We start from the raw sequence: 24,911 nt of genomic DNA, 5'->3' as shown, positions 1-24,911 counted from the left end.
GGAATGCCATTTTTTTATGAACTAATTAAATATTTTTTTGTAATTACGTATATGCCATACACACACATTCTATACAAACGCTGGAATATCGCCTTACCCATCTGGAGCCTCGTCAGCCCATTGATCGGAGTTGTCATCCTGATGCTGGCCGGCGGCATAGACAATACGTTTTTCGTTCTGCTGATGGCTGCATCCCTGATCAGTATCGTGTTATCTGCCGTGCATCATGCCGAAGTAGTGGCCCACAGGGTGGGAGAACCTTATGGTACGCTCATCCTGGCACTGGCCATCACCGTCATAGAAGTATCCCTGATCGTTTCCCTGATGCTGAGTGAAGGCGCCGCAGGCTCCACGCTGGCGAGGGACACCGTATTTGCCGCCATCATGATCCTGCTGACCGGCATTATTGGCCTCTGCCTGCTCCTGGGCGGCTACCGTTACAAAGAACAGGTATTTATCAAACAAGGCACCAATGCGGCCCTTACCACCCTAACGGCCATCTCTATACTGACATTGGTACTGCCTAACTATACTACCACTACACCCGGACCGGTATATTCCAACAGTCAGCTGATATTTGTAGCGCTCATTTCCCTCGTGCTGTATGGTGGCTTTGTGTCTGTACAAACCGGTCGCCACCGGGATTATTTCCTGCCGGAAGATGATGGTGAAACACATTCAGCACCTCCCAACAACCTGACGACCACCCTTAGCATGTTGTTCCTGTTGATTGCACTGGTGTTGGTAGTGATGCTGTCCAAAAAACTGTCGCCCACCATAGAATCGATGGTGATCAGTATGGGCGCGCCTAAGAGCCTTGTGGGTATTATCATTGCGGCGGTGATCCTGTTGCCGGAAGGACTGGCGGCCATACGGGCAGCGCGGCGCAACAGGCTGCAGACGAGCCTGAACCTGGCGCTGGGCTCAGCGCTGGCCAGTATAGGACTTACTATCCCGGCAGTGGCTATCGTCACCGTTTTTGCAGGCTTCAGTGTCACCCTGGGCATAGACACCAAATCCACCTTATTGCTGATATTATCCCTGTTTACGATCAGTATCTCCTTTAATGCCGGTCGTACCAATATCCTTCAGGGTATTGTACTGCTGGTGATTCTGGCTACTTATCTGTTTACGACGGTTGTACCGTAATTTTCTATGATCTGGACACACTAAGTCCATGCGCCGATAAACATCCAGCCGGCGCACCTTTACAGGAAACATATAACGATGCAGCCTATACGCCGATTGTCAGGCCTGTTGAACTGTCAACAGCTTACGATATCGTGCAAAATAAAATGCCAGCGGCAGGCTGAATGACGCGATCATCACAAAAAACAGGGACAGTTCTTCTCTCTCAAAAATCGTCATACAAAAGCTGACAGCCACCAGGAACGGTAGCAGAAAAAAGGACAACAGGGACAGGATAACATTGTTTCTGACAACAGCTATTCTGTTGAAAAAAATAGTGATGGTAGACAGTGCCATACAGATAATGCAGAAAACGATCAATACATGACCTAACCCATATAAATCACTGTTGCGGGCAGCCTCGGACAATTCAACAGTCTCGAACCATAACAGTGAAATTACGCCACTACTGATCATTGCCGCAAATGCCGCACTTAAAACCATACTTCTTAAAGGATGGGCTTCCATGTAACAGGTAGATTAACAGCCTTAAATATAATCAATTAAGATTTTCCCGATTGCGTAATTTTTTTTTCCAATTCAATAAATACCTGGCAAAAGCTGTTGTTATCTTCATATTCTGGGGATACACCACATCCCCTTGCTTACAACGAGCAATAAATTTTCATACGAGTAAGGCCGGCCATTTCTGGCTGGCCCATTCATGGTAGCGGGTATTTGAATTGGATTGTTATTCAAACGCACTCATTATCTTATCTAGTAACGACCTCTGCCAGCGTTAAACTTAGGCCCCTCCGGACCGTCAAATAAGTGAACCTAACCATGAGGTCATGAAAAAGTTTGTCGTGATAATATGCACCCTGTTGGCCGTTGCTGCCGCAGCACCGCAGGCATATGCACAAGTTAGCATTGGTGTTTCCGTTGGCATCGCGCCGCCCGCGATACCGGTTTATACACAACCACTCTGCCCCGGCGATGGCTACATGTGGGTTCCCGGATACTGGGCCTACAGCACCCACTACTATTGGGTTCCGGGCATATGGGTAAGGGCTCCTTATGTAGGCGCCCTCTGGACTCCCGGCTATTGGGGTTTTATTGGCGGCGTATATCGCTGGCATGCCGGTTACTGGGGCCCGCAAATCGGGTACTATGGCGGCATTAACTACGGCTACGGCTATTTTGGCGCAGGATTTACCGGCGGTATGTGGAGAGGTAATTCCTTCCATTACAATACAGCTATCACCCGCGTGAACACTACAGTAGTGCACAACACTTACATCAACAGAAACGTAGTCAATAATAACATCAATAACAACCGCACCAGTTACACCCGTAATGTGGTGAACAACAACCGCGAAAACATCACCCGGAACAATAACAATACGGTCATCAACAATAACCGGAATAACTTCACCAGAAATAATAATACAACGGTGAACAATAACCGTGACAATTTCACCAGAAACAATACCATGAATGCTTCCCGCAGTGGCTGGAATGGCAACCACCAGGCAGGCATGAACAGGCCAATGGCTATGGGCAGAGCTTCTCGCCCACAAGGCAATTTCATGCGTCAGCCTTCAGGAGGTGGTAACTTCCGAGGAGGTGGCGGTGGCCACTTTGGCGGAGGAGGTGGAGGCCACTTTGGTGGTGGAGGCCACGGTCGTCACTAATGTTGATATCAGTGGAGATAATAAATAACCAGAGAGATAAAAGTCTCAGCGTTTGCAGGCGTTGCCTTTGGGTAGCGCCTGCATCATTTATAAGAGTTTGTTGACAGCCACTACTATCAGCAGCAACTCATAGTTCGTCAGCAGATCATTTTTCAATAACCGGATGGCCTTGCTCATATGTTTTTCCACCATACTAACGGAGATGGATAAACGGGAAGATATTTCCTTGTAAGACAACCCTTCTTCCCGATGCAAGAGGTATACCCGGCGACAGTTGACTGGCAGCTGTGATATCGCCGTATCCAGTACCAACAAAGGGTTACGGCTGCTTTCCACCGGTACAGTCACCATCTGCTCCACTTCCGTCTTCACCGTTTCCAGCCAGGCCACATCTTCCTTCATGCGTTTTCTCACCACATCGATCAGCAAATTGCGGGCGATCGTTTTTAGCAAAGGGAGCGCTTGTTCTATGTTATAGATATCGTCCATCTTCTCCCAAACGCGGAGATAACTTTGTTGCAGCAGGTCCTGCAACAGGTGGGTATCTTTTGTGTACTGATACAGGTATTGATACAGCCTGTCACGGGAGGCGTGGTATAGTCCGGTAAACACCTGTTCCTTATTGTACATAGCTGTATCCGTCATAAATATTTACAAAGATAGGCCGGCCGTTGTGGTATAGTCATATTACCAAATTGTTAATTGCCATTTTGAGGGCTGAGGTAAATCATCATTGTTACGTGAAGATAGTAGCACGTAAACAATACGCATGAAACATCAGGATAACTGGTCATCCTATATCGATAAAACAACCAACGACAATACACGCCGTGAGATACTGTCCTGGCTGCAATCCTGCACCGATGAAGAGCTGAAAGACTCACTGGACCGGGGCTGGGACCTGCCTCCGGCACCTATGCCAGTCTCTATAGCCAAGGAGCTGGATAAGCAACTACGGCAACAAGGACTGCCCGTAGACCGTCCTGCACGGGTGCGGTATATCCGCATACTGCGCCGCGCGGCAGTTGCCGCGTGCATCGCATTGCTGGCAGGGTCATTGTTCCACTGGCAACAACTGCGGCCGCATCAGCAGTCTGTCACTCCTTCTCCGGGAAGGGAGATTGCCAATACCTCCATGCATGTACGTAAACTTACCCTGCCCGATGGCAGCCACATATGGATCACACCTGGTTCCATACTTACAGTTCCGGAAGATTATAACATCACCTCCAGGAACGTTACCCTCGCCGGCGAAGGGTATTTCGAGGTAGCACCAATGACCATCCCTTTCCATGTGAAAGCAGGAGGGCTCGAAACGACTGTACTGGGAACACATTTCAACATAGAAGCTTATCCTGGGGAAAATATGACGGGCGTCGCCCTTTCCTCCGGCAGCGTGGCGGTAAAAGTATGGCATGACAGCAGCCTGGTGCTCACCCCCGGCCACAAACTGACCTATCAGCCTTCCTCCCACCACTTTACCACAAGGCGTTTTGTGCCGGAAAAAGAAACAGACTGGAAACAGGGCGCCCTCGTGCTTGACGATGTACCGCTGGAAGCAGCTTTCAACAGACTGGAAAAAAGATTCTGCAAGAAGATTGTCCTTACCTCCAACGCAGGCCACCGCACACATTTCACCGCTACCTATCACGCGGAATCACTGACAGACATCCTGCAAAACATGTCATTCATTTATGGGTTCAAATATCACGAAACCCGCGACAGTGTCATCATTCATTAATCACATAAAAAATGTCCCGCCTGCCAGCGGGACATCAAAAACAATCGTTTTTAAAGTTTACGTATGAACAAATTTAGACAAACCAGCGCAAACCTGCTTAAAAGAAAACGGTGGCAGGCAGGCTTCCTGTTATGGCTGTTACTGGCAAGCCAGGCCTATGCTCAAGCCCCAGCCATGGAGCATCCCGTCAGCCTAACGCTCCACAACACCAACCTGGCCGCCGTGATGGCCGAAATAGACCGCCAGAGCGATTATAGTTTTTCCTACGATAAAGCTTCGCTGGGCGCCGTAAAACTCGCTAACGTAAACTGGAAAAACATAACACTGAAAGAGGTGTTAGCAGAACTGACACGTACCTACGGCATTCTCTTCCAGGCCAATGCGCGTACCATCGCTGTCAAAACCGGTCCGAATACCCCAAAGGAAGCCGGCAGCGGTATCATTCGTGGCCGCGTGGTAGACTTTGAAACGTCGCAACCATTGCCTGGCACTACCGTCCAGCTGGAAGGAACTTTACTTGGCGCTATCAGCGATGCCAAAGGTTACTATCAGTTGTCCGGCGTACCGGCAGGCACTTACACGGTGATTGTCTCTTTCGTGGGCTATCAACGAGGTATCGTCTCCCGGGTAAAAGTCAGCCATGAGCAGACATCTTCTGTAGATATCAAAATGCAGGTAGGTGGCGCGCTGAAGGAAGTAGTGGTAGGCAGCGGTCCCCGCAAGGTAAGAGCCGTGACCCACAGCACTGAGCAGCAGCTGTTACAGGAGATCAAAGGCGCTACCGGCGTGGTGTCCGGCATCTCCAATGAGCTGATCGCCAAAACGGCCGACCGCAACGCTGCCGAGATCGTGAAACGTATTTCCGGCATTACCGTGGTAGACGATCGTTTTATCGTGGTACGTGGCATGAACGAACGGTACAACATGACCTATCTCAATGGCAACCTGGCGCCGTCTACAGAGCTGTACAACAAAGCTTTCGCCTATGATCTGCTGCCCAGCAGCGTGATCGACAAAATACTCGTGTATAAGTCACCGGTAGCCGATCTGGTAGGGGAATACGCCGGCGCGGCCATCAAAGTGTTCACCAAAAATGCAACATCGGTAAAACACTTCGACATGGGCGTGCAGTTTGCCTATCGCGACAATACGAGCATGCGTAATGTAGACAGCTATAACGGTGGTAAACTGGACTTCCTTGGCATAGATGACGGTACCCGCAAGCTGCCGTCGTTCTCTCCCGGCGTTTTCCAGGGCAATCAACGTGTTCCGCAAAATGTACCGCAGCAGGACTGGATCAACAGTATGTCATCTACGTTGATGCCGGGCAAACGTTACGCCGGCCCGGACATGCAGGTGTTTGCCAATTACTACAACAGCTGGAAACTGGGCAAATGGAGACTGTATGACCTCACTTCCGTGACCTATTCCAAAGAGACTGCTGCCCCCTCCATTTACCGCCAAACAGGCAACACCAACGCCTACCAGGTAGACCCTATGCCCGGTAACGCCCAGGGTACCAACAATAAAATCGTCACCGGAAATCAGACTACCGAAACCGGAAAGGTCAATATTCTCGAAAACCTAACGCTAAAACTCAACGACCGCCACCAGCTGGCATGGCTCAATTTTTTCGTCAATGATGGCAAACGGTTCACCAGTACTACCACCTCCATTCCCAATGCGTTGCCGGAATTCTATCTCTCCGAAGTATATGGTTTTAAAAAAGATATTACACTCTCCTTCCAGCAAAGGCTTCTTTACACCGGTAATATAAATGGTACCCATCTGCTGGGAGCAAAAAAACAACATGAGCTGTTCTGGAACCTGGGCTATACACACGATCTGCAATATGTGCCCGATCAACGCCTTATCCACTTTAACGCTAATTATCCTGTTTACAATGATAACATGAACTGGACCCCTACCGGTTCCAATTTTGACATGAACACAACTTTTCAGGGCATGATGGCAAGGTTATATATCAAAAACCAGGAACAGGTATACAACGGTTCCATGGATTACACCTTTCACCTGAAACCCAATTTTTACCTGAAAGCCGGCACATATCTGCTCTTCAAAACCAGGCAGGTAGGCCGTCGGTTCTTCCGCGTAAACAGAGCCGGATTACGTACAGATGAACTAACACCAGACCTTTCCGCCAACAATTTCCTCCTCTGGAATAACGGATTCGGTTACAACAATGTTGATCTGCTCCACTATCGCCCTGCTGATCTGAATAATGTATGGAGCTCCCACTATTTCACGAATGACAATACAGGGCTGGCTATCTACGATGCCACCACTCCCCAGGATTCCTATACCGCCAGCGAACAATACAATGCATTTTATCTGCTCGGGGACTGGAAAGCAGCCGATGACCGCCTCACCTTCAACGCCGGCTTGCGGGGAGAATACGACCGCCAGCGCCTCTCCGGCTCCAAAGACGGGCCTACCGGTAAAAACACCATAGAAACAGTGAATGTAGATAACAAAAAAACAATCTTACTCCCTTCATTCAACTTCAGCTATCATCCCGCCAGCACCATGGTGATACGCGCCGGTTATGGTCGTACGGTAAACCGTCCGGATTTCAGGGAGCTAACACCTTACCATGATTATGACTTCTCCCGTAATGAAGAAATCACCGGTAATCCGAGGGTGATAACCGCCGAAATAGACAATTTCGATCTGCGCGCCGAGCTATATCCCCGGAATAAAAATGAAGTGATCAACATAGGCGTATTCTACAAACACCTGAATCATCCCATCGAAAAAATGCGGGACGAGGTATCCAACAATGAAGCCCACGACGGATGGGGCTTTAACAGGATTAGTTATGACAATGCTGTCAGCGCGGATATCATGGGAGTAGAGGCCGAAATAAAGAAAAGTCTCTCCTTCATTCCTGGCAAGATCTTCAAACAACTGTCCGTAGTGCTGAATGGCTCCATTATCAAAAGCAATAGCGAACGGCACAAATTTCACAATGACTATGCGGCAGACAGTATCCACACACCGGGAGGCCCATTGCAGGGCCAGGCTCCTTACATCGTCAATACTGGATTATTCTATGAAAATGTAGCCACCGGCACAAAAGCCGGACTTGTATACAATGTGAGCGGTCCCAGCATCTACGCTAAAAGCGTACGTACTCCTGCTGACACCAGTTACAGCGACAAGTACGTACGCCCGGACATCATGCAGCTTCCCATGCACCTGCTGGATTTATCTGTCACTCAGAGAATCGTAAAATCATTACAGGTAAAACTGAGCATACAAAACCTGCTCGATCAAAGCTATCGCCTGGTCGAAGATCAGAACTACAACCACCGTTTTGACAAGGAAAAGGAATCTGAAGTAATCGCGGGCAAACCTTTCTTCACTGGAGACAATATTTACACCCGCTACAAACCTGGAAGATATATCCTGCTACAATTCACTTATGCTTTTTAACATTACTATATGAACACACGCTATATATTGCTGCTATGGCTGATCGTCAGCCTGGCTACTGCTTGCAAAAAAGAGGTAACACTGCCAGACATACCAGAAGAAGGACAAATCAGTTTTTACTTCGGTTCCACCGCCATGACCAGTGGCTCGCTGGTATTGATAGACAGTCACGATACCACCTACCAGCCACCGAAGAATATCTTCTATTCCATTTATCCCTTCTACTATAAGACAGGAGACAGGCTGCCGGTTTATCCGACAGTGAACACCAACTGGATGCGATTCATGCACCTGAGCACCGGTGAGCATCAGCTGCTGTTGATAGACTCCGACCATCACCCGCTGGACAGCGCAAAGATAAAACTGGATGCAGACAAGCCCGTTACTGTGTTCTATACAGACAGTATCGGCTACTACGATCACCTGGTGGCCTCCGACCGGTTCATTCCGGATACCGGTAAAATAGGCATCCGTATCATCAACCTCAGTCCTTTCACCGGACCGGTATACCTCACCTTTAACAAAGCTACGCTGCCTTCCATTCCGGTTACCCGTTATCTTGACAACACAGGGTTTCAGCCAGTAGATGTACCAGGTCCACAAACGCTGAATATCAAAGTATTCCCTGAAGGAGAAAAGGTGAACTTCCTTACCCGCAGTTCCGTGGATATTATCCCCGGTCACGCCTATACGCTGGTGATTAGCGGATACTCCAACAACAACCCGGGAAATTACACAGACCCGCAAACCGGTCGTACAGTAACCATCCAGCCAAATTTCTCTCTTTCCGCCACAAAAACATTCTGATAAAATCATTACAGATGAAAAATACTTTCCTACTCGCATTGCTGGGCATCCTGCTATGGTGCGGATGCAAAAAGGTAGATGATCATGCTGCCCTGGTAGCTAATCAGCCCTGGCTGTCTGACAGCTATACACAACAAACCGGTACTCACCTGGCCCCTGTCAACTGGACCTATCCCACTGCATGGGTCGTAGGCGACACTGCCATGCTGATTGGTAATTTGTTTCCCTACAGCAGCACGATCACCGTCGGCAACGTACCGATAAAAATTGTCGACACCGCGATATTGACACCCAACTACACCACTTATTCCTCACAGCCGCAGATACAGGCTGTACGCTTCGTGGTAACCGCCGACATGGGTATTGGCAGCAACAGACAAGTGAGCGTTACCGCCAACGGTGTCACCATCTACGGCGCCCCCGTCAGTATCAGACTTGTCAACGCGGGCAGCAGCCGCACCGATACCACACTATGGGTAGATCAAATAGCTTCCTGGGTACCAGATAACCTTAACGACTACACGACCAATAAATACAACATGGTCCGCTCTATACATAACGACCGGTCCGGTAATATTTATTTTGACAACCAGCTCTCCGTTCAGATGCTGTCAAATGGAATAACTTCCACCATCCTGAAGAAAAACGACGTACTCCGGGATGACAAGGGCAACGATTTCACTGTAAAAAATGTGTTGGGCAGTACCGTCAGCTTCTCCGGACAAACACTTTACTTTTCCTTAGAAACAAACGAAAACACTCCCGACGTCGCCCAGAGCTATGTTTTTCGCCTTTGTAAAATGGACATCGCCAGCAAAAACATTACTACCCTCAATCGCACCCTGGTCAATCAGCAGGTTACGGCCAATGAAACACAGGTCCCCATTCAGGGAGATATCAGTCACCTGAAACTGGTAGCCATGCTACTGAATATCGACTATAACGACAACCTGTTTTTCACCAACTACTATTCACCAGGGAAAGCGGGCAATAATCAGTCCATATGGTACAGGTATGTTGGCGGTAACGCCGCCGGAGGATGGTCTGGTGAACCCATTGGTGGGTACGTCCTCATTTCAAAAATGGACGTTTCCGGCCAGGTACGCGGCCTTATGAGCAGTTCACGGTCCTACCCCGCCCCCGGAATACGTATATTCTCAGGCAACTATCTACTGGACCCTGATGGGAAAAACCTATATGGCTTCAACACGACCAACTACATTGCATATGATATGATCCAGTATAATTTAGTGGATGATGAACAGGGCGTCACGATTAACCCACGTCAAACAGCATTTAACTTTCAGTCCTTCGAAACCGATCCTGCATATAAACAGACAACTCCCTCCGGTTTGCTCTTTATCAATCCTTACAACCGTTTGCTACGGAGCGTAATACAACTCGCCAATGGCAATACGCTACAGGTCTCTAACCGTTCATTAAAGAGCTATGACATTGCCAACCTGGCTTACTACACCTATGCAGGAACCGAAATAGGAATGAACCAGGATATCGAACAGCAGGTCAATTTAACCGGACTGGCCAAATGGGTGGATTTCTCTAAAGCCACACTGATCGGACAGGATAAAAATGGTGTCCTGTATTTCATGAGAGATGGTAATACAACCACCCCTCCCATCTTCTACAAGCTCTATCCTAAAAAATCATAAACAAAAAAAGGGGCTGACCAATTGGTCAGCCCTGCTTTTCTGTTTTAACCTGTTCACAACCCCGCCATCCTCCGTGCCAGTCACGGTGGAAGGCAGCCCGCATCAACAGGATATTTACACCGATAAAGAGTACAATAACAAGTATCGCAGCCACTTTGGAGATACGCGCCAGCGCAGGTCTTTTTGAAAAACCGCCAAAGATGTAACCGATAATAAATACCATACTCGCTGCAAACAGTATCCTGAAAAGGATAAGAAAAGGAAATAACATAACATGTTTTTTTAAAAGCTTGAATAATCACTTAAACTTGCCCAGCAATGCCTCGTCTTCAGCTTTGCCCCAGTGAGGAGCTGTTCCTGTCTTATCTTTCGCCAACAGTCCCAGGCTCTTCTCTGCTAATTCTTTTGCCAATGGTTTATCACCGCCCCACATTTTAGGCGTATGGTATTTCACCCATGCCCGTACGTATAAAGCCCTCGGATTTTCCGGTACCAGCTGAAGCGCCTGCTGCAGGTACTTTTCTGATATGCTGCCGTATTTACGGCCGTAAGTCATCGGATTAATGAACACTTTGGTGCGGTTCACCATACTCGCTACCGTCAATACTTCAGACAGCTCCTGCTTTTGTTTGGTGCTGTCCAGCAGCGACTGTGCACGACCGATCTGCTCTTCTCCCTTCACACTATATGGCTCTATTTTATCGCCATCCTCCTGGTAGAGGAAACCGATTTTGGCATTACAGTAAGCGGCATAATACCAGGGAAGCCAGGAGTTAGGCTGTTGTGCCGTCAGCGTTACAAACGTTTTTTCCAGTACTTCGTAATCTTTTACAGAAGCAGCGCCATCGAGCTTATGCACGGCGTCTTCCAGCGACTGTGCCATCACAAAGACTGAGCAGGACAGCAGCAACAATAAAGAGAGGATTGTTTTTTTCATAATTAGCGGGTTTGTGGTTTATAAATTGTTATTGATAAAATCATCTGTACGATCTATCCCAAGGCTCATAAAGAAGCCGATGAAAAATGTTCTGTTGGCCGGCAATGACACCGCCATCTTATGCTGGCCGTCATAACTATAGTTGTAACCAAACACCTGCTTAGTGCCCAACAGGTTATTTATGCCTACAGCAAAACCAGAGAAGTCTTTGTGTTTCCAGCGTGGGAACAATGTCATCAGGTGGGAAACATGCAGGTTCACGATGTTATAGGGCTTGGTTGTTCCCTGATCGGCCAACTGCCAGCCATCGCTGTACCGGATGTTGTAGTATGGCCTTCCCGCCGCCAGTGCGTAAGACACATTGATGCCGGTAGACAGGTCCGGGAAAAATTTCTTCACGGCAATCGTCATGGTATGCGGCGCTGCAAAAGGGGGCCGCAGCTCCATCGGATAGTTCAGATAATCCCGCTTGGTGTCCAGGTACGTATAGGTGATCCAGTAGTCCAGGTTCTTAAAGGTCTTTTTATCCCGGTAGAACAATTCCACTCCTTTCGCATAGCCGTTACCGGTAGATACGCTCTTTGCATCCGGTGGCAGCAGCCTGATCAAATCATTATACTGCTTGTAATAAGCCTCCACCCGGAAAAAGCGGTTATGCGCCCTCCTGGTGTAATTCACCACATAATGTGCTGCACTGGAAAGAGATAAATCGCGGTTGCGATACAGGAACTCATTCTGTGGTTCCTGGTAAAAGAGACCGTAGGCGAAGTTGAGCTGGCTTTCATCTGTCAGCCGCCATGCAAGGCTTACCCGTGGCGCCAGTGACCACTGCTCCAGCAGTGATGTATGCTCCAGCCGCAGGCCTGCTTTGGCCGCGAGGCTGCCCGTCAGGTAAATATCACTCTCTGCAAAAAGGGCGGACAACTGATCCGTTTGCGCAACAGCACTGTCACGATACACGCCGGCATCTTTGGAATAAAAATGTTCCGCACCAAAACGCACCGCCTGGTCCCTGGACAGGAAACGGGTAAATACCACCCTGGCCTGTGCAAAATCGGAATGGATATCGCTGCGATTGTTTTTTAAGGTAAGCGGCACTTCCGGCAGGGTGGCGGGCTTCTCCGCAGCGTCTACAAGACTGACAACACGTTTATCTTTGTTGTTGCTGTAAGCCAGCCCGGTCTCTACTTTCCAGTGTTCGCCCAACGCGGTACGGTAACTCATATTCGTATAGACGTTACTGCCTTTTACCAGGTAACCGGAACGCAACGCCGCACTGTCTACATCCTGGTTATACAAACCCACGGTGCTTTTATTCCATACGGCATATACCTTGAACATACCGCTGCGGCCTGTCTTTATGCGGAAGTTCGCAGTCCCTTCCAGGTACGAAGGTCCCTGAAAATAATCAGGCACATGTGGCACCAGGGCATTGTACAACGTCTGGTTGGAGTAGTTAAGCCCCAGCCCGAAACTGCTGCGATTGTCTTTTCCCAGCCGCTGCAGGCCCGCGCCCTGGTTGGCCGGGAACAGGTAAAAGCTGGCAGAGGATTTCTCCGGAAGGTCTACGCTTTCGAGTATTAACGCACTGCTCATGGCTTGTCCGTACAATGCGGAATAACCACCGGAGCTGAACAGAATTCCTTTAAACAGGAAAGGATTGATACGGGCGCCCTGCGAAATACCCGGTACAGAAGGATAGTTGGGATATTTGAATAACGTACCGTCGATAAACTGTTTGGTTTCATCGCTGGTACCGCCTCTTACGAAAAGCCCTTCCGTTTCCCCGATCTGCTGTACACCCGGCAAGGCACGCAATGCCTGCGTGAGGTCGCCGTTGTTGCCCGCTACGGTGACGGCATCCATTGGCGTAAGAGAAGCCCCTTTGGCTTTATCGCTGGCTTCAAAAGCACCGGCGCTTACGGTAACCTGCTTCAGGTTTTTAGGCGTGCCCCGGGGAACGGTATCGGACACAGCTTTGCCGGTACTGTCTTTCGGCGCCTGTTGTGCGTAGGCAGAGCTCAGCAAGGCGGGTAAAAAAATCCATATCAGGTATTTGGTCATCACCGGAAGTATTATTTACCCACAAAGCTAGCAGGTAGTACGACCGGGATTTTGAGGTGTAGACAACACAGGAAAGTGTGACGACAAGATGTGTAAGTCTGGTTACATCAGTTTTGAGGACCCTGTACCAAACGGGTGACATTTTCTTTGAAGAAATCGCTGACAGGTATTTCTTTTTCACCGATACATACCAGGTCACGTTTCACGGAAGTGATCTTCTTCACCGCCACCAGGTAGGACTTATGAGTACGGACAAATTCCTCCGCCGGCAATTTCTCTGCGATGGCTTTCATGGTCATACGGGTGAGGACGGGTCTGGGAGAGGAGGAGAGGTGTATTTTGATATAGTCTTTTAAGCCTTCGATGTATTCAATATCAGCGACCACAATTTTCACTTGTACATATTCCACGTTCACGAAAAAGTCGGTGATCGTGCGGGCGGGAGCCGGTGGCTGTTGCAGCCGGAATAAGTCGCTGGCACGCTGACAGGCTTTCAGGAAACGTTCAAAGCTAAAGGGTTTCAGCAGGTAATCCACTACCTGGAGGTTATACCCTTCCAGTGCATATTTTTCATAAGCTGTCACGAGAATCACGAGTGGCGGGCGTTGCAGCGATTGCAAAAGCTGTAGCCCATTGAGGCGGGGCATCTGTATATCGAGGAACATCAGGTCTACCTGTTCCCGCTGCATCACCTCCATGGCTTCCATGGCATTTTTGCAGGTGGCCACCAGCTGCAAAAAAGGCACCTGCCGGATACTGTCTTCCAGTAACTCCCGCACCAGGTGTTCGTCGTCTACTGCAATGCAACGTATCATATAAGCTTCAACGTTAGGTGTACAAAAAACCGGTTACCATCATTCTCTACCGCGAGGGTATAATGCCGGTGATACAACAATTCCAGCCTGGATTTAACATTGGCCAGCCCTATTCCGGAACTGTCGTCTTTGCTGGTGTCCTGTACCGGATCGAAATGGTTTTCCACTTCAAAGGTAAGCACATCTTCCTGAACAGACAGGTGGATACGGATAACCGGCCGCTCTACGCCGGTGCCATGCTTGAAGGCATTCTCCACAAAGGGTATTAGCAGCATGGGCTCTATCATATAATTTTCCAGGGCGGCGACAGCTGGCAGCTCCCTGCGGATATCCACATCATTGCCAAAACGCAGTTGCTGCAATGCAATATAACTGTCGAGATAAGCCACTTCCTTTTGTAGCGACACTTTGGCGCCACCGGTGTTGTACAGCATATACCGCATCAGCTCCGACAGCATGATCAGCGAAGGTTCCAGCTGATCTGACTTCTTCCGGGCCAGCGATACCATATTCGTCAGCACGTTAAACAAAAAATGCGGGCTGATCTGTGAGCGGAGAAACTTTAATTCGGTTGACAGCTGCTCGGCTTGTTTCTCCTTCTGCCGACGTTCTTCGTATATGCGGTCCAGTATTTTACGATATAAAATACTGATCACCAATATCACCACAGAAGGCCCGAAAACAAAGCGGTAAGCGGCTTTGTTATGCAACAGCCCGGGAAACCAGGTGGCCATGATATGATACTTCAGCTGGAAGGATATAAACAACAGCAACAAGGCAGCAGGAATATACAGCCACCAGTAGCGGCGGTTGAGCAGCCGTGGGTACAGGTAAAAAGCATTTCCATAAAAAATACCCATATGGATCACACCGGCAATGGTAAAAAAAATGCCGGGGATAGGACCAATACTATACTGGTTTTCGGGAGATGATACGATATAAGGCAATAACAGCAACATGCCCCAGATAAGCGCATGCAGTGTTATGTTGATATATTTTGCTGTCAGGGATGCTTTCATGTACAATATAAATATACTGCAAAGCACGCTGCTTCAGGGCAGTTTATCCCCAAAGAAGCGACAACAAGGCAAAATGTGCAGACAACACGGGGGCTAACGATAGGTGATGTAGGTGGTCTGCCCGGTCACACTGCCGCCATTGGTGGTGATTTTTACCGGGTAACCGGCTGCATTGTACTCATAAACGTACTGTTGCACCAGCTCCACCATATTGTCAATCTTCAGTTGCATTTTAATGACGTTATTGGGAGAGATACAGTCAGCAAACCGTTGCAGGGCTGGCAGTATGAGACCGTATTTTTTATACATGGCATAATAAGGGTTAGGATGATTATCATACTGGAAGGTAACAGTTATCACCAGATCAGGCACTCCCGGTCTTCCAAACAGGTTAGGTTGCGTGGTAACGGCCCGGATCACATTCCCTTTGCCATCATATTCAAACTTGATCGAAGTATACAGAGCGGTATTCCATTTGCCGGGAGTAAAAGTAATTGCATTCAAGCGGCCGGCAGGCAGGGTATAGTCATAACTACTGAGAATGGTACCGCTGGCAAACCGTTCATCTTTGATGCTGCCATCAGTGCCTTTGATATAGCTGTACAGGGAGTCAGCAACACTGCCGGCACACAGGCCGTTGGCCCAGGTGAAAGACGTTTTGTAAACGTACCCCGTAATGATATTATTCAGCGTATCCTTATGTTCAATACGGCTCCCAACGATGTGGCCTTTGTTATCATAGGAAAATTTTTCATTGCCCATCGCTACCAGCCGGTCCCCTTCATAGATGAACGCCGGAATATCGGAGATAGACGTGATGTTAACATCATTATAGTTTAATGCCGGTCCGTTTCCGGATTCATCTTTACGGCAGGCGGCCAGGCTCAATATGGCCAAACACAGTACAGTACTGGATAACTTCATGCGTACGGGTTATATTTTAGCTACTTAATATAGAATTTCTGTGTCACCGTTCTGCATAATTCTGCAGTTTTTGTTTCTCTTCCGCGGACAGGCTGTTGATTCCCTGCCGGTGGATCTTTTCAAGTATGGCATCTATCTCCTGTTGTTGTATCGCCTTCTGCTGATTATACCGGTCTTCTACGTTCAGGAAACGTTGCGGACCTGGCGTATTGCCGGTCAGTACAATATGTGGTTTGCGGACCAACAGGTACATGAATAAGAGGCAGGGCAGCAGTATAGCCAATATTGGCAGGTAATGCTGTTTGACAGCCTGTGGCTCGATGCATACGGCAAAAACCAGCCCGATAAAAGCGCCGCCCAGATGCGCTTCATGGCCGACGTTATCATTTTTATCTTTAATCCGGAAAATGGTAAACAACATGTACAATACACCGTATATCCATGCAGGTATGTACAACGGGATACCGAAGAAACCGATTTCCATATTGGGGAACAACGCTATGCACGCGAAGATAATACCACATACAGCACCGGATGCCCCTACTGCACTATAATCTCCATGATGCCGGTGGATGAACAGGGACAACAGGTTACCGCCCACCAGACTGCTCATATAAATGATGATGAAGTTTTTAATACCTAACACTGCTTCCACGTCAGCACTAAAAAAACAGAGCGACATCATGTTAAAAAGCAGGTGCATCCAGTCCACATGCAGGAAGCCGGAAGAAATAAGGCGGTAGTATTCCTTGTGGACCAGCATTTCATTCACAATAAAAGCGTATTTGTCATAAAAAGCAGTGTCTTTAAATCCTTTGTAAGACACCACCAGGTTCAGGATAACGATCACCAGGGCAACAACGCCGATTTCAGTCATGGCTATAGGACATTTAGGGTACAGGATGTAATGTGAACGGCAGCCGGGAATAGTTCCTGGCTGCCGTTAGTAAAGATAAAAAACTATTAAATTAAAAAGTAGGGTCAGGTGGTGTATTTGGATTATCATTCCTTTCCACAAAAGGATAAGGGAAATAATTCCGTTTCCTTTCGGTAGTCGGCCGGCCAAAACGCCGCTGGTCTTCAATTTCCTGTCCGGACATGAACATTTCAATACGACGGTGTTTGTAGATCTGTGCCAGCAGGTCCGGTATGGTGGCTGCCGCCACCGGCGGCAGGTTGGCGCCTATGCCAAACGGATCATCCGACGGCTTTTTGGTCACTACTTTGTTCAGCTCCGTGAGCCCCGTTACCAGGTCGTTATTACGCGCATAACATTCCGCCTTGATCAGCATAATTTCCCCTGGCAGGAACACCGGGATCGACTGAATATTGGACTTAAAGAACCCGCTCATGACAAATTTCAACCCGGTGGCTTGTCTTGTCATATAAAACGGTATCCTGGCATCGGTTGGAGTAGGCGCCAGCGCTACAGGCAGCCCCATCGTGGAATCCACTACCTGGTAAATATTGCTGGTGGAAGATACGAGGGTAAAGATCGGATTGGCCACCTGCGGATTGAAGTTAAAGGTGCTGATACCGGCACTGGTAAGATCTACTTTATTGGCAGCATCCAGCGCAGCAGCATAATCACCGGCACTCAATGCGTAACGGGCCTTGAGGGCATAGAGAGTATTGACAACATTAATCCCTTTAGGCAGAAACGGTGTGATAGCAGAGCTGATCGGATTGGCAGCGATGGCATTCAGTGCATTGTCGATAGTGCGTACCGCCCTTGCATAGCCTTGTTTTCCCGGGATAAAATGCACACGGGTCGGCAAATCCGGACTACTGATGGTATCCGGTACCTGCTCCCAGTAATTGGCCTGCACGCCCAGTGCCAGCGCCTTAAAGATAGAAGTATAGGCAATCAGGCCACTGGCATAACCTTTATCGGATACCACGGTATTGGTGGCACGCAGTACTTTTTCCGCGTCATAAACGATCTTGTTGGTATAAGCCCACATACCGGTCACCACTACATTGTTGTTCAACACGGTGTTGCCACCGGTGCCCAGCTGACCTTCATCAGCGTTGCCCGGATTGGTGACAAACGTTTCCCCGCTCAGCAGGCTTCCGGAGGTAATAGTGGTATAAATCAGCCCGGTCCTGTCTTTGACATAGTTGGCCTGCAGTCCCACTGCCGCATCTGTAATCGCTTGCGGCGAGCTAAAGGCCTGGTCCTGGGAAGGCCCGGAAGGGTCCTGGTAATCTTTTTTACAGGCCGCCGCAGACAACAGGAACGTGGCCATGGTCAGGTATGTATAGAAAGTAGTTCGTTTCATGATTTGTCTTTTTAGAATTAGAATTTGGCGCGGACGGTCAGGTTATAGGTACGCGGAACAGGCACAGCACCGAAGTCTATACCACGTAAAACAGTACTTTGTCCTGCAGCGTTCACTTCGGGGTCATAACCTTTGTAGTTGTCCCATGAAATGAGGTTCCGGCCTCCCAGGCTAACGGTCAGGTCCTTCAGTACGTTGTTCAATTTTCCGAAATTGTAGCTCAGGGCCACTTCACGCAGTTTCACGAAACTGCCCTTATCTATCCTGAATTCCTGAATGTTGTATACGCCAGCGATATAACCTCTTGGCAACTGGCCAAGGTCCTCCTGTTCTGCGATCTTACCATTATCAACGCCCTGGCGGGTTCTAAAGTCTGCGTTAAAAACATCCACTCCCTGTACGGCATCCAGCTGTATATGCAGTCCCAGTTTTTTATAATTCAGGTCGGTCGTGAAAGTGCCGGTCCAATCCGGGTTAGGGTCACCAATTTTTTTGTTGAGTGCCGGAGCGGAAGCCAGCGGCAGCCCGGTGGCGGGGTCACGCTGTGCCTGGTAATCGAATGGGCCTTTCTGGACACCTCTTTCTGTGACAGGGATACCGGCCGGTGTGGTCAGGATATTACCGTTAGCATCGCGGGCATAGAAGGTACCATAGAAGAACCCGATGGGATAGCCTGCGGCGATAGCCACCGGAGCGCCACCCACAGTATTCGCCAATATCAGCGCCTGTCCGATGTCCAGCGCTTCATTGCGGTTGCGATTGAAGATAGCAGTGAGGTTCCAGGTGAAATTTTTGGTCCTCACCGGTACGGCATTGAGGACCACTTCTATACCGTTGTTCCTTAAAGAGCCGATGTTGCTCCGTATGGAAGTATAACCAGTGGTTGGCGCAACGGCGCGGTCAATCAACAGGTCCTGTACTTTTTTGCGGTAGTAGTTCACACTAAGGCCGAGGCGGTCGTCCAGGAAAGACAGGTCTGTACCTATTTCCAGTTCTTTTTGTTTTTCAGGTTTCACCCCGGGGTCTGTGTATACCAAAGGCCCCTGGAAACCGGAAGCACCCACAAAGGCATTCGCTACATAGGTATTGTAACGCGCATATGCTGTAAGACCGGTCATGTTACCGGATTCACCATAAGCAGCACGCAGTTTGAATAATGTCCACCATTTGGCGAGAGAAGATTTAGCCCAGAAATCTGTGCCTGACAATACGTAGCTACCACTCAATTTGGTGTACAGCAGGTTGCGTTCATTTTTACCGAATACAGAAGAACCATCCACACGCAGCGCACCTGTCAGGAACAACTGATTGCGGTATTTGAAGTTTTGTTGGATATACTCCCCGGAGATAGAGTACTCAGAGCGCATATCACTACCGGGAATAGCGGTGGTAGCTTTGTCAGCAGTCTGCACAAAAGGCGGCATGCCTCTTCCCTGTTGCAGGGAATAGTGTTGCTTCGTGTATTGTACAGAGTATCCTACCTGTGTTACGGATTCGAGGTTATCATTGATACGTGCATTGTAAGTGGCATTCGCATCATGGTTGATCAGGAAGGATGTATTGATACCCGCACTGGCGTATCCGTTCAGGCTGGGGTCCAGCGCAGTACCGCCGCCGAAGAAGCCAGTGCTTACATTATAGGCGAATGGCGGAATAAAGGTGGTACCGTCCTGATAGTAGTTGTCGATACCTACATGATAATCCAACGTCAGGTTTTTAGTGGCATTCGCTTTCAGCCCCAAACCGGCAATCACACGGCCCACCTGCTGATGCTGGCGGAAATCTTCAATGATAGACACCGGGTTCACACGGCCCAGGTTACCCACTTTCATAAGGTTACCCAGCGCATCCCTTTTCTGTATATCGTAGTAGTTACCGAGAATGGTAACGGAGTTCATTGGTGAATAAAAGGTATTACCGTCAGGTTTCTCGTTCGACTTACTGTAAACATAATTGACGGTTGCATTCATGGTGAGCCATTTGGTCACCTCCTGATCGAGGTTCACCCGGAAGCTGAAGCGATTGAAATCGGTATTCTTGATGATGCCCTGATTGTAGAAGTAGCTGGCAGAGGCATAGTATTTCGTCTTGTCTTTTCCACCGGCGACAGACACATTATTGTCGGTACCAACGCCTGTACGAAAAATGAAATCCTGGTAGTCGTAACGTTGTACCGGGAAGGTGCTGACAACTGCCGGCGTCAGGATGTTCTGGGTAGAATCGTTCGGGTTCCCACCAAACTTGGTAGGAGCGCGGTTTACATCCAGTTTCTTACGTAGCTCATTGATGGAGATGCCGGTGGAGAAGTTAATCACCGGAGCACCTGAGCTGCCTCTTTTGGTGAAGATCTGCACTACCCCCGAATTGGCACGGGAACCGTAGATAGCGGCGGCGGCGGCGCCGTTCAGCACTTCCACACGCTCTATGTCATCCGGGTTGATATCTGCCATACGGTTCTGGCCAACGGTACCAACAAAGTTGGCGCCGGCATAGTTAGGATCTGCGTTGGTAACGCGGGTGGTAGAGTTGTCTACGATGACACCATCCACGATGTACAGTGGCTCGGTAGAACCATTGATGGTACTGGTTCCTCTGAGTTTTACAGAGATACCGCCGGAAGGATCACCGGAGTTCTGTGTGATCTGCGCACCAGCCGTTTTACCTTGCAAAGCGGCCAGCACGTTGCCGGTGGCGCCTTTATTAAGGTCTTCTGCCTTTACGGAACTGATGTAACTACCTAACTGGCGGCGGGTGGTACCCTGAGAGGTACCAGTTACCACAATTTCATCCAGCTTGGATACGGAAACACCCATCTTCACATCCCGGGTAATATTGGAAGTACCAATGGTGACCGGTATTTCCTGCGTGGTAAAACCCACACCGGTAACAGCCAGTACATAGTTGCCTGCCGGTACGTTGGCCACGAAGCTATAAAGCCCGTCAACCGTAGTATTGGCGCCTAGTTTGGTGTTTTTGAGCGTAACGGTAATTCCAGGTAAGGGAGTTCCGGCTTCGTCTGTTACCTTACCGGATATTTTCACCTGCGCGCTGACGGTGGCAGCCAGGCAGGTCATCAACAGTAAAAGCAGCGCACGGCCACTCCCTGTCAATCGCATAAATACACGCGTGATCATAAGTGATTTTTAAATGTTGGTTACTGTTGTTCGTAGCCCTTAAAACAGTCGTAAAACAACTGTTGAATGGTTGATTGCCTTATTAAATCCTCTTTTTTGTGCCTTCTGAAAATAGTGGCCGGAATGGTGTCATACTGCCTCACCAGCCATTCCCGAAATTCGTTTTTCACAACGCTTTTTCAAACGTCGGTTGTCCTGTAAAACAGCCCGGGAGGGCTATTTGTTGATAAACGTGTTAAATAATAAAAATGATTGTTATAAAATCTTAATTCCTTTACTACTGTATGGCTGCAACTTCTTCGATTTTGGCTGCAACTCGGTGATCAATATATCAATATCTTCAACGTTACATACTTTCAGATGCTCTGCGGTATTCACCTTTTCGGATATACACATGGCTACTACTTTTTTGGCAGTGGCGACCATCGTCTTTTTTACCTGCACCACCTCCCAGTCATTGTCTGTAAGGCCCGCCTGAACATCAATGGCATTGACCCCGATGAAACACAGGTCCGCCCGGATATCCTTGATTTTGGCGATTGCTTCTCCACCAACCGTGATTTTCGAATTCTTGGATAACTTGTCACCGATAACGATCACTTCTATATTCGGATGATTGGCATATTCAGAGGCTGCCGGTAAACTTACCGTAACAAAAGTGGCCCGCAATTCGGGCGGTAACATCCGCGCCAGCTGCAGAATAGTGGTGCCGCCGGTTGTCAATACAAACATGCCGTCACGTATCAGTTCCACAGCCTTCATGGCGATGATGCGTTTCTCTTCTATGGCATATACGTCCTGTGCTACCGCACCCTGGTGAAATGAGTTGGACAACCCGCCACCGTGTACTTTCAGCATCTTCCCTTCTTTAGCCAGCTCCGCCAGGTCCCGGCGGATCGTATCCTCCGACACCCCCATCTGTTCGCTCAGATGCGACGACAATACCTTGTTATGTAGGTTGACCTGGTGTAAGATATATGCCTGACGTTCCTTTTTTAGCATCGGAAGTTTATTCTACTTTAAATTCGGCAAAAAAACGCATTCAAACAAATATAAAAATGCAATTTCATGCAGATTTCTGCATAAAACGCAGATCTGTCGCATAATATTTTCTAAAAAAAATATTTTTTGAGGGCGATGACCACCGGTTGCTGATGACTTTATTCAAAAAAAGACCGCCTGGCAAAGCCAGACGGTCATCTTCCTAAACGCAATAATAAAATAACAAAATATCAAAATACCTAAATGATCAACGGGCGATAAACAACAGCGCATCGGCCACCACCGGGCCATCCGCCTGCTCATTACTGATCTCTACATACGCCTTCTTCCCTTTCGGCAAACGGAAACTCCCCAACGACACCCATTCACCGGAAGTCTGTCCCTCCACCTTAATGGCATTTGCTTCTATCTTCACCTGCTTCAGTTCCTTTCCGTCAAAAACCCGCACATGGGTAACCGTCGCCTGGTTGGCCAGCTTGGGCAGATAGCTGTAAATATGGTATTCCCGTTCTTGCTGTATCTCGGGAGTAAAACGTGCAGATTTCGGCACACTTCCCTTGCTGTCATCCAGGTACAGGGACGGCCCATAACTACCTTTCCCATCTTTCTTCCAGTCGCCCTTCAGCGTCACATGGGCCGCATCGTCATTATCCACCAGTATTTCCGGCGTACTGTTGTCGGCCAGCGGATTAGCTGCCAGCATCTGCTGCACCTGCTGGACCGCCACCTGCTGCACCGGCACCTTACTGTCGATAGCTACCACCGCTGCTGTAGCGGCAGATTGCGCCAGCACCATAAACACCGGCTCCATCCGGATAGAACCATAAGCAATATGGGAGGCAGATAAACAAACGGGCACCAACAGGTTGGCACATTCGCCGGTTTTAGGCACCAACGCCCGGTAAGAAATAGGATACGGACCAAAGCCGCCAATCTGCACATCTCCTTCATTCTTCACCATACCATTCACGACCAACCGCTGACAGTTATGCGAATCCATGGTATATGCCGCCATCCCCACGCCATCGGTCACCGTAGCACGACCCTGGCAATTCGCCTGTGTCATAACATATTCGCCTACCATACGGCGCACTTCACGCACATACAGCTGCGGCGACCAATGACCGTTATTCACATATTCATCTTTGGGATATCCCCACTGCAACATCTCCCGACGCAAATGCTCTGGGATCCGCGGGTCATGGCCAATGAAATACAACAATCCTTTATTATACTGTTCATGCTGACGGATAATCTCCTTTCGCCTGGCTTCATCTGCCTCCGGATAATCGAAATTCATCCCGATCATGTCAGTGGAAAATGCACCATTGTTGTTGATATCTGTCTTGCCGTTAGGCATCAGGTCAAACTTCAGAAAGCCCCACAGGTTTTTTGCCGGCACTTTTTCCAATACGCGGAGCAACAGTTCATAACGGGAAGCATTGTAGCCCTCCGGCTGCGTGATCGGAATCATATTATCCGGACGGTTCGTAAGGCAGATGCGGAAATTGAACGCCTGCACGCTCTTATCGCCGCTACCCTGCGCATCCAGCGATGCCGGGCTAATACCCCACAACAGCCCGCTTTCCGGTTTGCCGGGTGTTTTGTAAGGATCTACTCCGTCGGGAAACTGGTGCTTCTCGCGCAACTGCACCCCGTTGTAAGTTTCATGATACAGGCTGTTGGCCTCACGGCCAACGGTATACGAAACACCCGCTTTGGCCATCAGATCCCCTTCGTAAGAACAGTCAATAAACATGCGGGCCTTTACCACCACCGGGGAAGCTCCTTCCACGGTGATTTCGCGGATGTAGCCGTTTTCTTTGCGTACGCTGCTCAACCGGTGGTCATACCAAATTTCCACCTTCGCATTTTGCAGATAGCCGTCAAATGTCTGAGAAGCTACATGCGGCTCAAAAATCCACTGCTCAAACTTCCCGTAATGCGTACCGATGCGGCGGTAAAAATCGCGGGCCAGCCCGGTGATCGCATATTTATTGCCGATGTCCGTGTAGCCGAGGCCACCGGTGGTCAGTCCGCCGAGGTGTTTTCCCGGTTCTATCAGCAATACGGATTTGTGCAGCTTTTTGGCCGTATAGGCCGCCATAATACCGGCGGAGGTGCCGCCGTACACACAAATATCCACTTCTTTAGGCGCCCCGGCCTGTAAGGCAGCCGGTATGGTCAACAGGCAACAGATGGCCAGCAACCACAATTTAATTTGTCTGATCATAGTTG

Annotated in this window: 19 protein-coding genes; 6 read left to right on the top strand and 13 right to left on the bottom strand. The window is 48.9% G+C overall.

Annotated features, from left to right (window positions below; translation table 11 throughout):
* Nucleotides 1-51 precede the first annotated feature (51 nt).
* Entirely contained in the window at nucleotides 52-1,149 is a 1,098-nt protein-coding gene (locus tag HHL17_RS06900; RefSeq protein WP_169224021.1) for a calcium:proton antiporter, read from the top strand.
* A gap of 99 nt (nucleotides 1,150-1,248) precedes the next feature.
* Here HHL17_RS06900 and HHL17_RS06895 read toward each other — a convergent pair whose 3' ends face one another.
* Complete coding sequence (locus HHL17_RS06895; RefSeq protein WP_169224020.1) at nucleotides 1,249-1,656, bottom strand: hypothetical protein; 408 nt, start codon at nucleotides 1,654-1,656, stop codon at nucleotides 1,249-1,251.
* Between the two features lie 323 nt (nucleotides 1,657-1,979).
* Between HHL17_RS06895 and HHL17_RS06890 the strand changes: the two genes are divergently transcribed.
* Nucleotides 1,980-2,822, top strand: a complete 843-nt coding sequence (locus HHL17_RS06890) for a YXWGXW repeat-containing protein (protein WP_169224019.1) — start codon at nucleotides 1,980-1,982, stop codon at nucleotides 2,820-2,822.
* A gap of 87 nt (nucleotides 2,823-2,909) precedes the next feature.
* On the opposite strand, the gene HHL17_RS06885 is transcribed toward HHL17_RS06890, so the two are convergent.
* The gene (locus HHL17_RS06885; protein WP_169224018.1) at nucleotides 2,910-3,467 is read right to left on the bottom strand and encodes an RNA polymerase sigma factor; all 558 of its coding nucleotides are present in this window, start codon (nucleotides 3,465-3,467) and stop codon (nucleotides 2,910-2,912) included.
* Between the two features lie 124 nt (nucleotides 3,468-3,591).
* Here HHL17_RS06885 and HHL17_RS06880 point away from each other — a divergent pair, with 124 nt between their 5' ends.
* The 4 genes from HHL17_RS06880 (at nucleotide 3,592) to HHL17_RS06865 (ending at nucleotide 10,496) form a co-directional block, all read left to right on the top strand.
* Nucleotides 3,592-4,563, top strand: a complete 972-nt coding sequence (locus tag HHL17_RS06880) for a FecR family protein (RefSeq protein WP_169224017.1) — start codon at nucleotides 3,592-3,594, stop codon at nucleotides 4,561-4,563.
* A gap of 63 nt (nucleotides 4,564-4,626) precedes the next feature.
* Entirely contained in the window at nucleotides 4,627-8,019 is a 3,393-nt protein-coding gene (locus HHL17_RS06875) for a TonB-dependent receptor (RefSeq protein WP_169224016.1), read from the top strand.
* Nucleotides 8,020-8,028: 9 nt separating this feature from the next.
* Complete coding sequence (locus HHL17_RS06870; protein WP_169224015.1) at nucleotides 8,029-8,826, top strand: DUF4397 domain-containing protein; 798 nt, start codon at nucleotides 8,029-8,031, stop codon at nucleotides 8,824-8,826.
* 14 nt (nucleotides 8,827-8,840) lie between these two features.
* Nucleotides 8,841-10,496: a hypothetical protein gene (locus HHL17_RS06865; RefSeq protein ID WP_169224014.1), complete on the top strand. Its 1,656-nt coding sequence runs from the start codon at nucleotides 8,841-8,843 to the stop codon at nucleotides 10,494-10,496.
* A 25-nt stretch (nucleotides 10,497-10,521) separates the two neighbouring features.
* On the opposite strand, the gene HHL17_RS06860 is transcribed toward HHL17_RS06865, so the two are convergent.
* The 11 genes from HHL17_RS06860 to HHL17_RS06810 form a co-directional block, all read right to left on the bottom strand.
* Nucleotides 10,522-10,767 (bottom strand): hypothetical protein, encoded by a 246-nt coding sequence (locus HHL17_RS06860; RefSeq protein ID WP_169224013.1) that lies wholly within the window; start codon nucleotides 10,765-10,767, stop codon nucleotides 10,522-10,524.
* 27 nt (nucleotides 10,768-10,794) lie between these two features.
* Nucleotides 10,795-11,433, bottom strand: a complete 639-nt coding sequence (locus HHL17_RS06855) for a tetratricopeptide repeat protein (protein WP_169224012.1) — start codon at nucleotides 11,431-11,433, stop codon at nucleotides 10,795-10,797.
* A gap of 18 nt (nucleotides 11,434-11,451) precedes the next feature.
* On the bottom strand, nucleotides 11,452-13,497 hold the full coding sequence (locus HHL17_RS06850; RefSeq protein WP_169224011.1) for a TonB-dependent receptor plug domain-containing protein: 2,046 nt from the start codon (nucleotides 13,495-13,497) through the stop codon (nucleotides 11,452-11,454).
* 107 nt (nucleotides 13,498-13,604) lie between these two features.
* Nucleotides 13,605-14,312 (bottom strand): LytR/AlgR family response regulator transcription factor, encoded by a 708-nt coding sequence (locus tag HHL17_RS06845; protein ID WP_169224010.1) that lies wholly within the window; start codon nucleotides 14,310-14,312, stop codon nucleotides 13,605-13,607.
* Nucleotides 14,309-15,331 (bottom strand): sensor histidine kinase, encoded by a 1,023-nt coding sequence (locus HHL17_RS06840; protein WP_169224009.1) that lies wholly within the window; start codon nucleotides 15,329-15,331, stop codon nucleotides 14,309-14,311. The genes HHL17_RS06845 and HHL17_RS06840 overlap by 4 nt, the downstream gene beginning before the upstream one ends.
* Before the next feature lie 93 nt (nucleotides 15,332-15,424).
* Complete coding sequence (locus tag HHL17_RS06835; protein WP_169224008.1) at nucleotides 15,425-16,255, bottom strand: hypothetical protein; 831 nt, start codon at nucleotides 16,253-16,255, stop codon at nucleotides 15,425-15,427.
* A gap of 43 nt (nucleotides 16,256-16,298) precedes the next feature.
* Nucleotides 16,299-17,132 carry a rhomboid family protein gene (locus HHL17_RS06830; RefSeq protein WP_169224007.1) on the bottom strand — a complete coding sequence of 278 codons (834 nt, stop codon included), beginning with the start codon at nucleotides 17,130-17,132 and terminating at the stop codon, nucleotides 16,299-16,301.
* Nucleotides 17,133-17,223: 91 nt separating this feature from the next.
* Nucleotides 17,224-18,537, bottom strand: a complete 1,314-nt coding sequence (locus HHL17_RS06825) for a RagB/SusD family nutrient uptake outer membrane protein (RefSeq protein WP_169224006.1) — start codon at nucleotides 18,535-18,537, stop codon at nucleotides 17,224-17,226.
* A 17-nt stretch (nucleotides 18,538-18,554) separates the two neighbouring features.
* On the bottom strand, nucleotides 18,555-21,671 hold the full coding sequence (locus HHL17_RS06820; protein ID WP_206155926.1) for a SusC/RagA family TonB-linked outer membrane protein: 3,117 nt from the start codon (nucleotides 21,669-21,671) through the stop codon (nucleotides 18,555-18,557).
* A gap of 255 nt (nucleotides 21,672-21,926) precedes the next feature.
* Entirely contained in the window at nucleotides 21,927-22,673 is a 747-nt protein-coding gene (locus HHL17_RS06815) for a DeoR/GlpR family DNA-binding transcription regulator (RefSeq protein ID WP_169224005.1), read from the bottom strand.
* Between the two features lie 247 nt (nucleotides 22,674-22,920).
* Nucleotides 22,921-24,906 carry an FAD-dependent oxidoreductase gene (locus tag HHL17_RS06810; protein ID WP_169224004.1) on the bottom strand — a complete coding sequence of 662 codons (1,986 nt, stop codon included), beginning with the start codon at nucleotides 24,904-24,906 and terminating at the stop codon, nucleotides 22,921-22,923.
* Nucleotides 24,907-24,911: the final 5 nt, after the last annotated feature.

It is taken from the genome of Chitinophaga fulva, from assembly GCF_012927205.1.
Taxonomy (GTDB): domain Bacteria; phylum Bacteroidota; class Bacteroidia; order Chitinophagales; family Chitinophagaceae; genus Chitinophaga; species Chitinophaga fulva.
Note: the sequence above shows the minus strand (reverse complement) of the source record. Positions and strands in the feature narration are given on the sequence as shown.

What these genes read in the sequence shown, in the direction of transcription:
- HHL17_RS06860 (WP_169224013.1), bottom strand. Translation starts at nt 10,767, where the DNA reads ATGTTATTTCCTTTTCTTATCCTTTTCAGGATACTGTTTGCAGCGAGT.
- HHL17_RS06835 (WP_169224008.1), bottom strand. Translation starts at nt 16,255, where the DNA reads ATGAAGTTATCCAGTACTGTACTGTGTTTGGCCATATTGAGCCTGGCC.
- HHL17_RS06830 (WP_169224007.1), bottom strand. Translation starts at nt 17,132, where the DNA reads ATGACTGAAATCGGCGTTGTTGCCCTGGTGATCGTTATCCTGAACCTG.
- HHL17_RS06810 (WP_169224004.1), bottom strand. Translation starts at nt 24,906, where the DNA reads ATGATCAGACAAATTAAATTGTGGTTGCTGGCCATCTGTTGCCTGTTG.
- HHL17_RS06865 (WP_169224014.1), top strand. Translation starts at nt 8,841, where the DNA reads ATGAAAAATACTTTCCTACTCGCATTGCTGGGCATCCTGCTATGGTGC.
- HHL17_RS06825 (WP_169224006.1), bottom strand. Translation starts at nt 18,537, where the DNA reads ATGAAACGAACTACTTTCTATACATACCTGACCATGGCCACGTTCCTG.
- HHL17_RS06815 (WP_169224005.1), bottom strand. Translation starts at nt 22,673, where the DNA reads ATGCTAAAAAAGGAACGTCAGGCATATATCTTACACCAGGTCAACCTA.
- HHL17_RS06880 (WP_169224017.1), top strand. Translation starts at nt 3,592, where the DNA reads ATGAAACATCAGGATAACTGGTCATCCTATATCGATAAAACAACCAAC.
- HHL17_RS06885 (WP_169224018.1), bottom strand. Translation starts at nt 3,467, where the DNA reads ATGACGGATACAGCTATGTACAATAAGGAACAGGTGTTTACCGGACTA.
- HHL17_RS06855 (WP_169224012.1), bottom strand. Translation starts at nt 11,433, where the DNA reads ATGAAAAAAACAATCCTCTCTTTATTGTTGCTGCTGTCCTGCTCAGTC.
- HHL17_RS06845 (WP_169224010.1), bottom strand. Translation starts at nt 14,312, where the DNA reads ATGATACGTTGCATTGCAGTAGACGACGAACACCTGGTGCGGGAGTTA.
- HHL17_RS06850 (WP_169224011.1), bottom strand. Translation starts at nt 13,497, where the DNA reads ATGACCAAATACCTGATATGGATTTTTTTACCCGCCTTGCTGAGCTCT.
- HHL17_RS06875 (WP_169224016.1), top strand. Translation starts at nt 4,627, where the DNA reads ATGAACAAATTTAGACAAACCAGCGCAAACCTGCTTAAAAGAAAACGG.
- HHL17_RS06900 (WP_169224021.1), top strand. Translation starts at nt 52, where the DNA reads ATGCCATACACACACATTCTATACAAACGCTGGAATATCGCCTTACCC.
- HHL17_RS06890 (WP_169224019.1), top strand. Translation starts at nt 1,980, where the DNA reads ATGAAAAAGTTTGTCGTGATAATATGCACCCTGTTGGCCGTTGCTGCC.
- HHL17_RS06870 (WP_169224015.1), top strand. Translation starts at nt 8,029, where the DNA reads ATGAACACACGCTATATATTGCTGCTATGGCTGATCGTCAGCCTGGCT.
- HHL17_RS06895 (WP_169224020.1), bottom strand. Translation starts at nt 1,656, where the DNA reads ATGGAAGCCCATCCTTTAAGAAGTATGGTTTTAAGTGCGGCATTTGCG.
- HHL17_RS06820 (WP_206155926.1), bottom strand. Translation starts at nt 21,671, where the DNA reads ATGATCACGCGTGTATTTATGCGATTGACAGGGAGTGGCCGTGCGCTG.
- HHL17_RS06840 (WP_169224009.1), bottom strand. Translation starts at nt 15,331, where the DNA reads ATGAAAGCATCCCTGACAGCAAAATATATCAACATAACACTGCATGCG.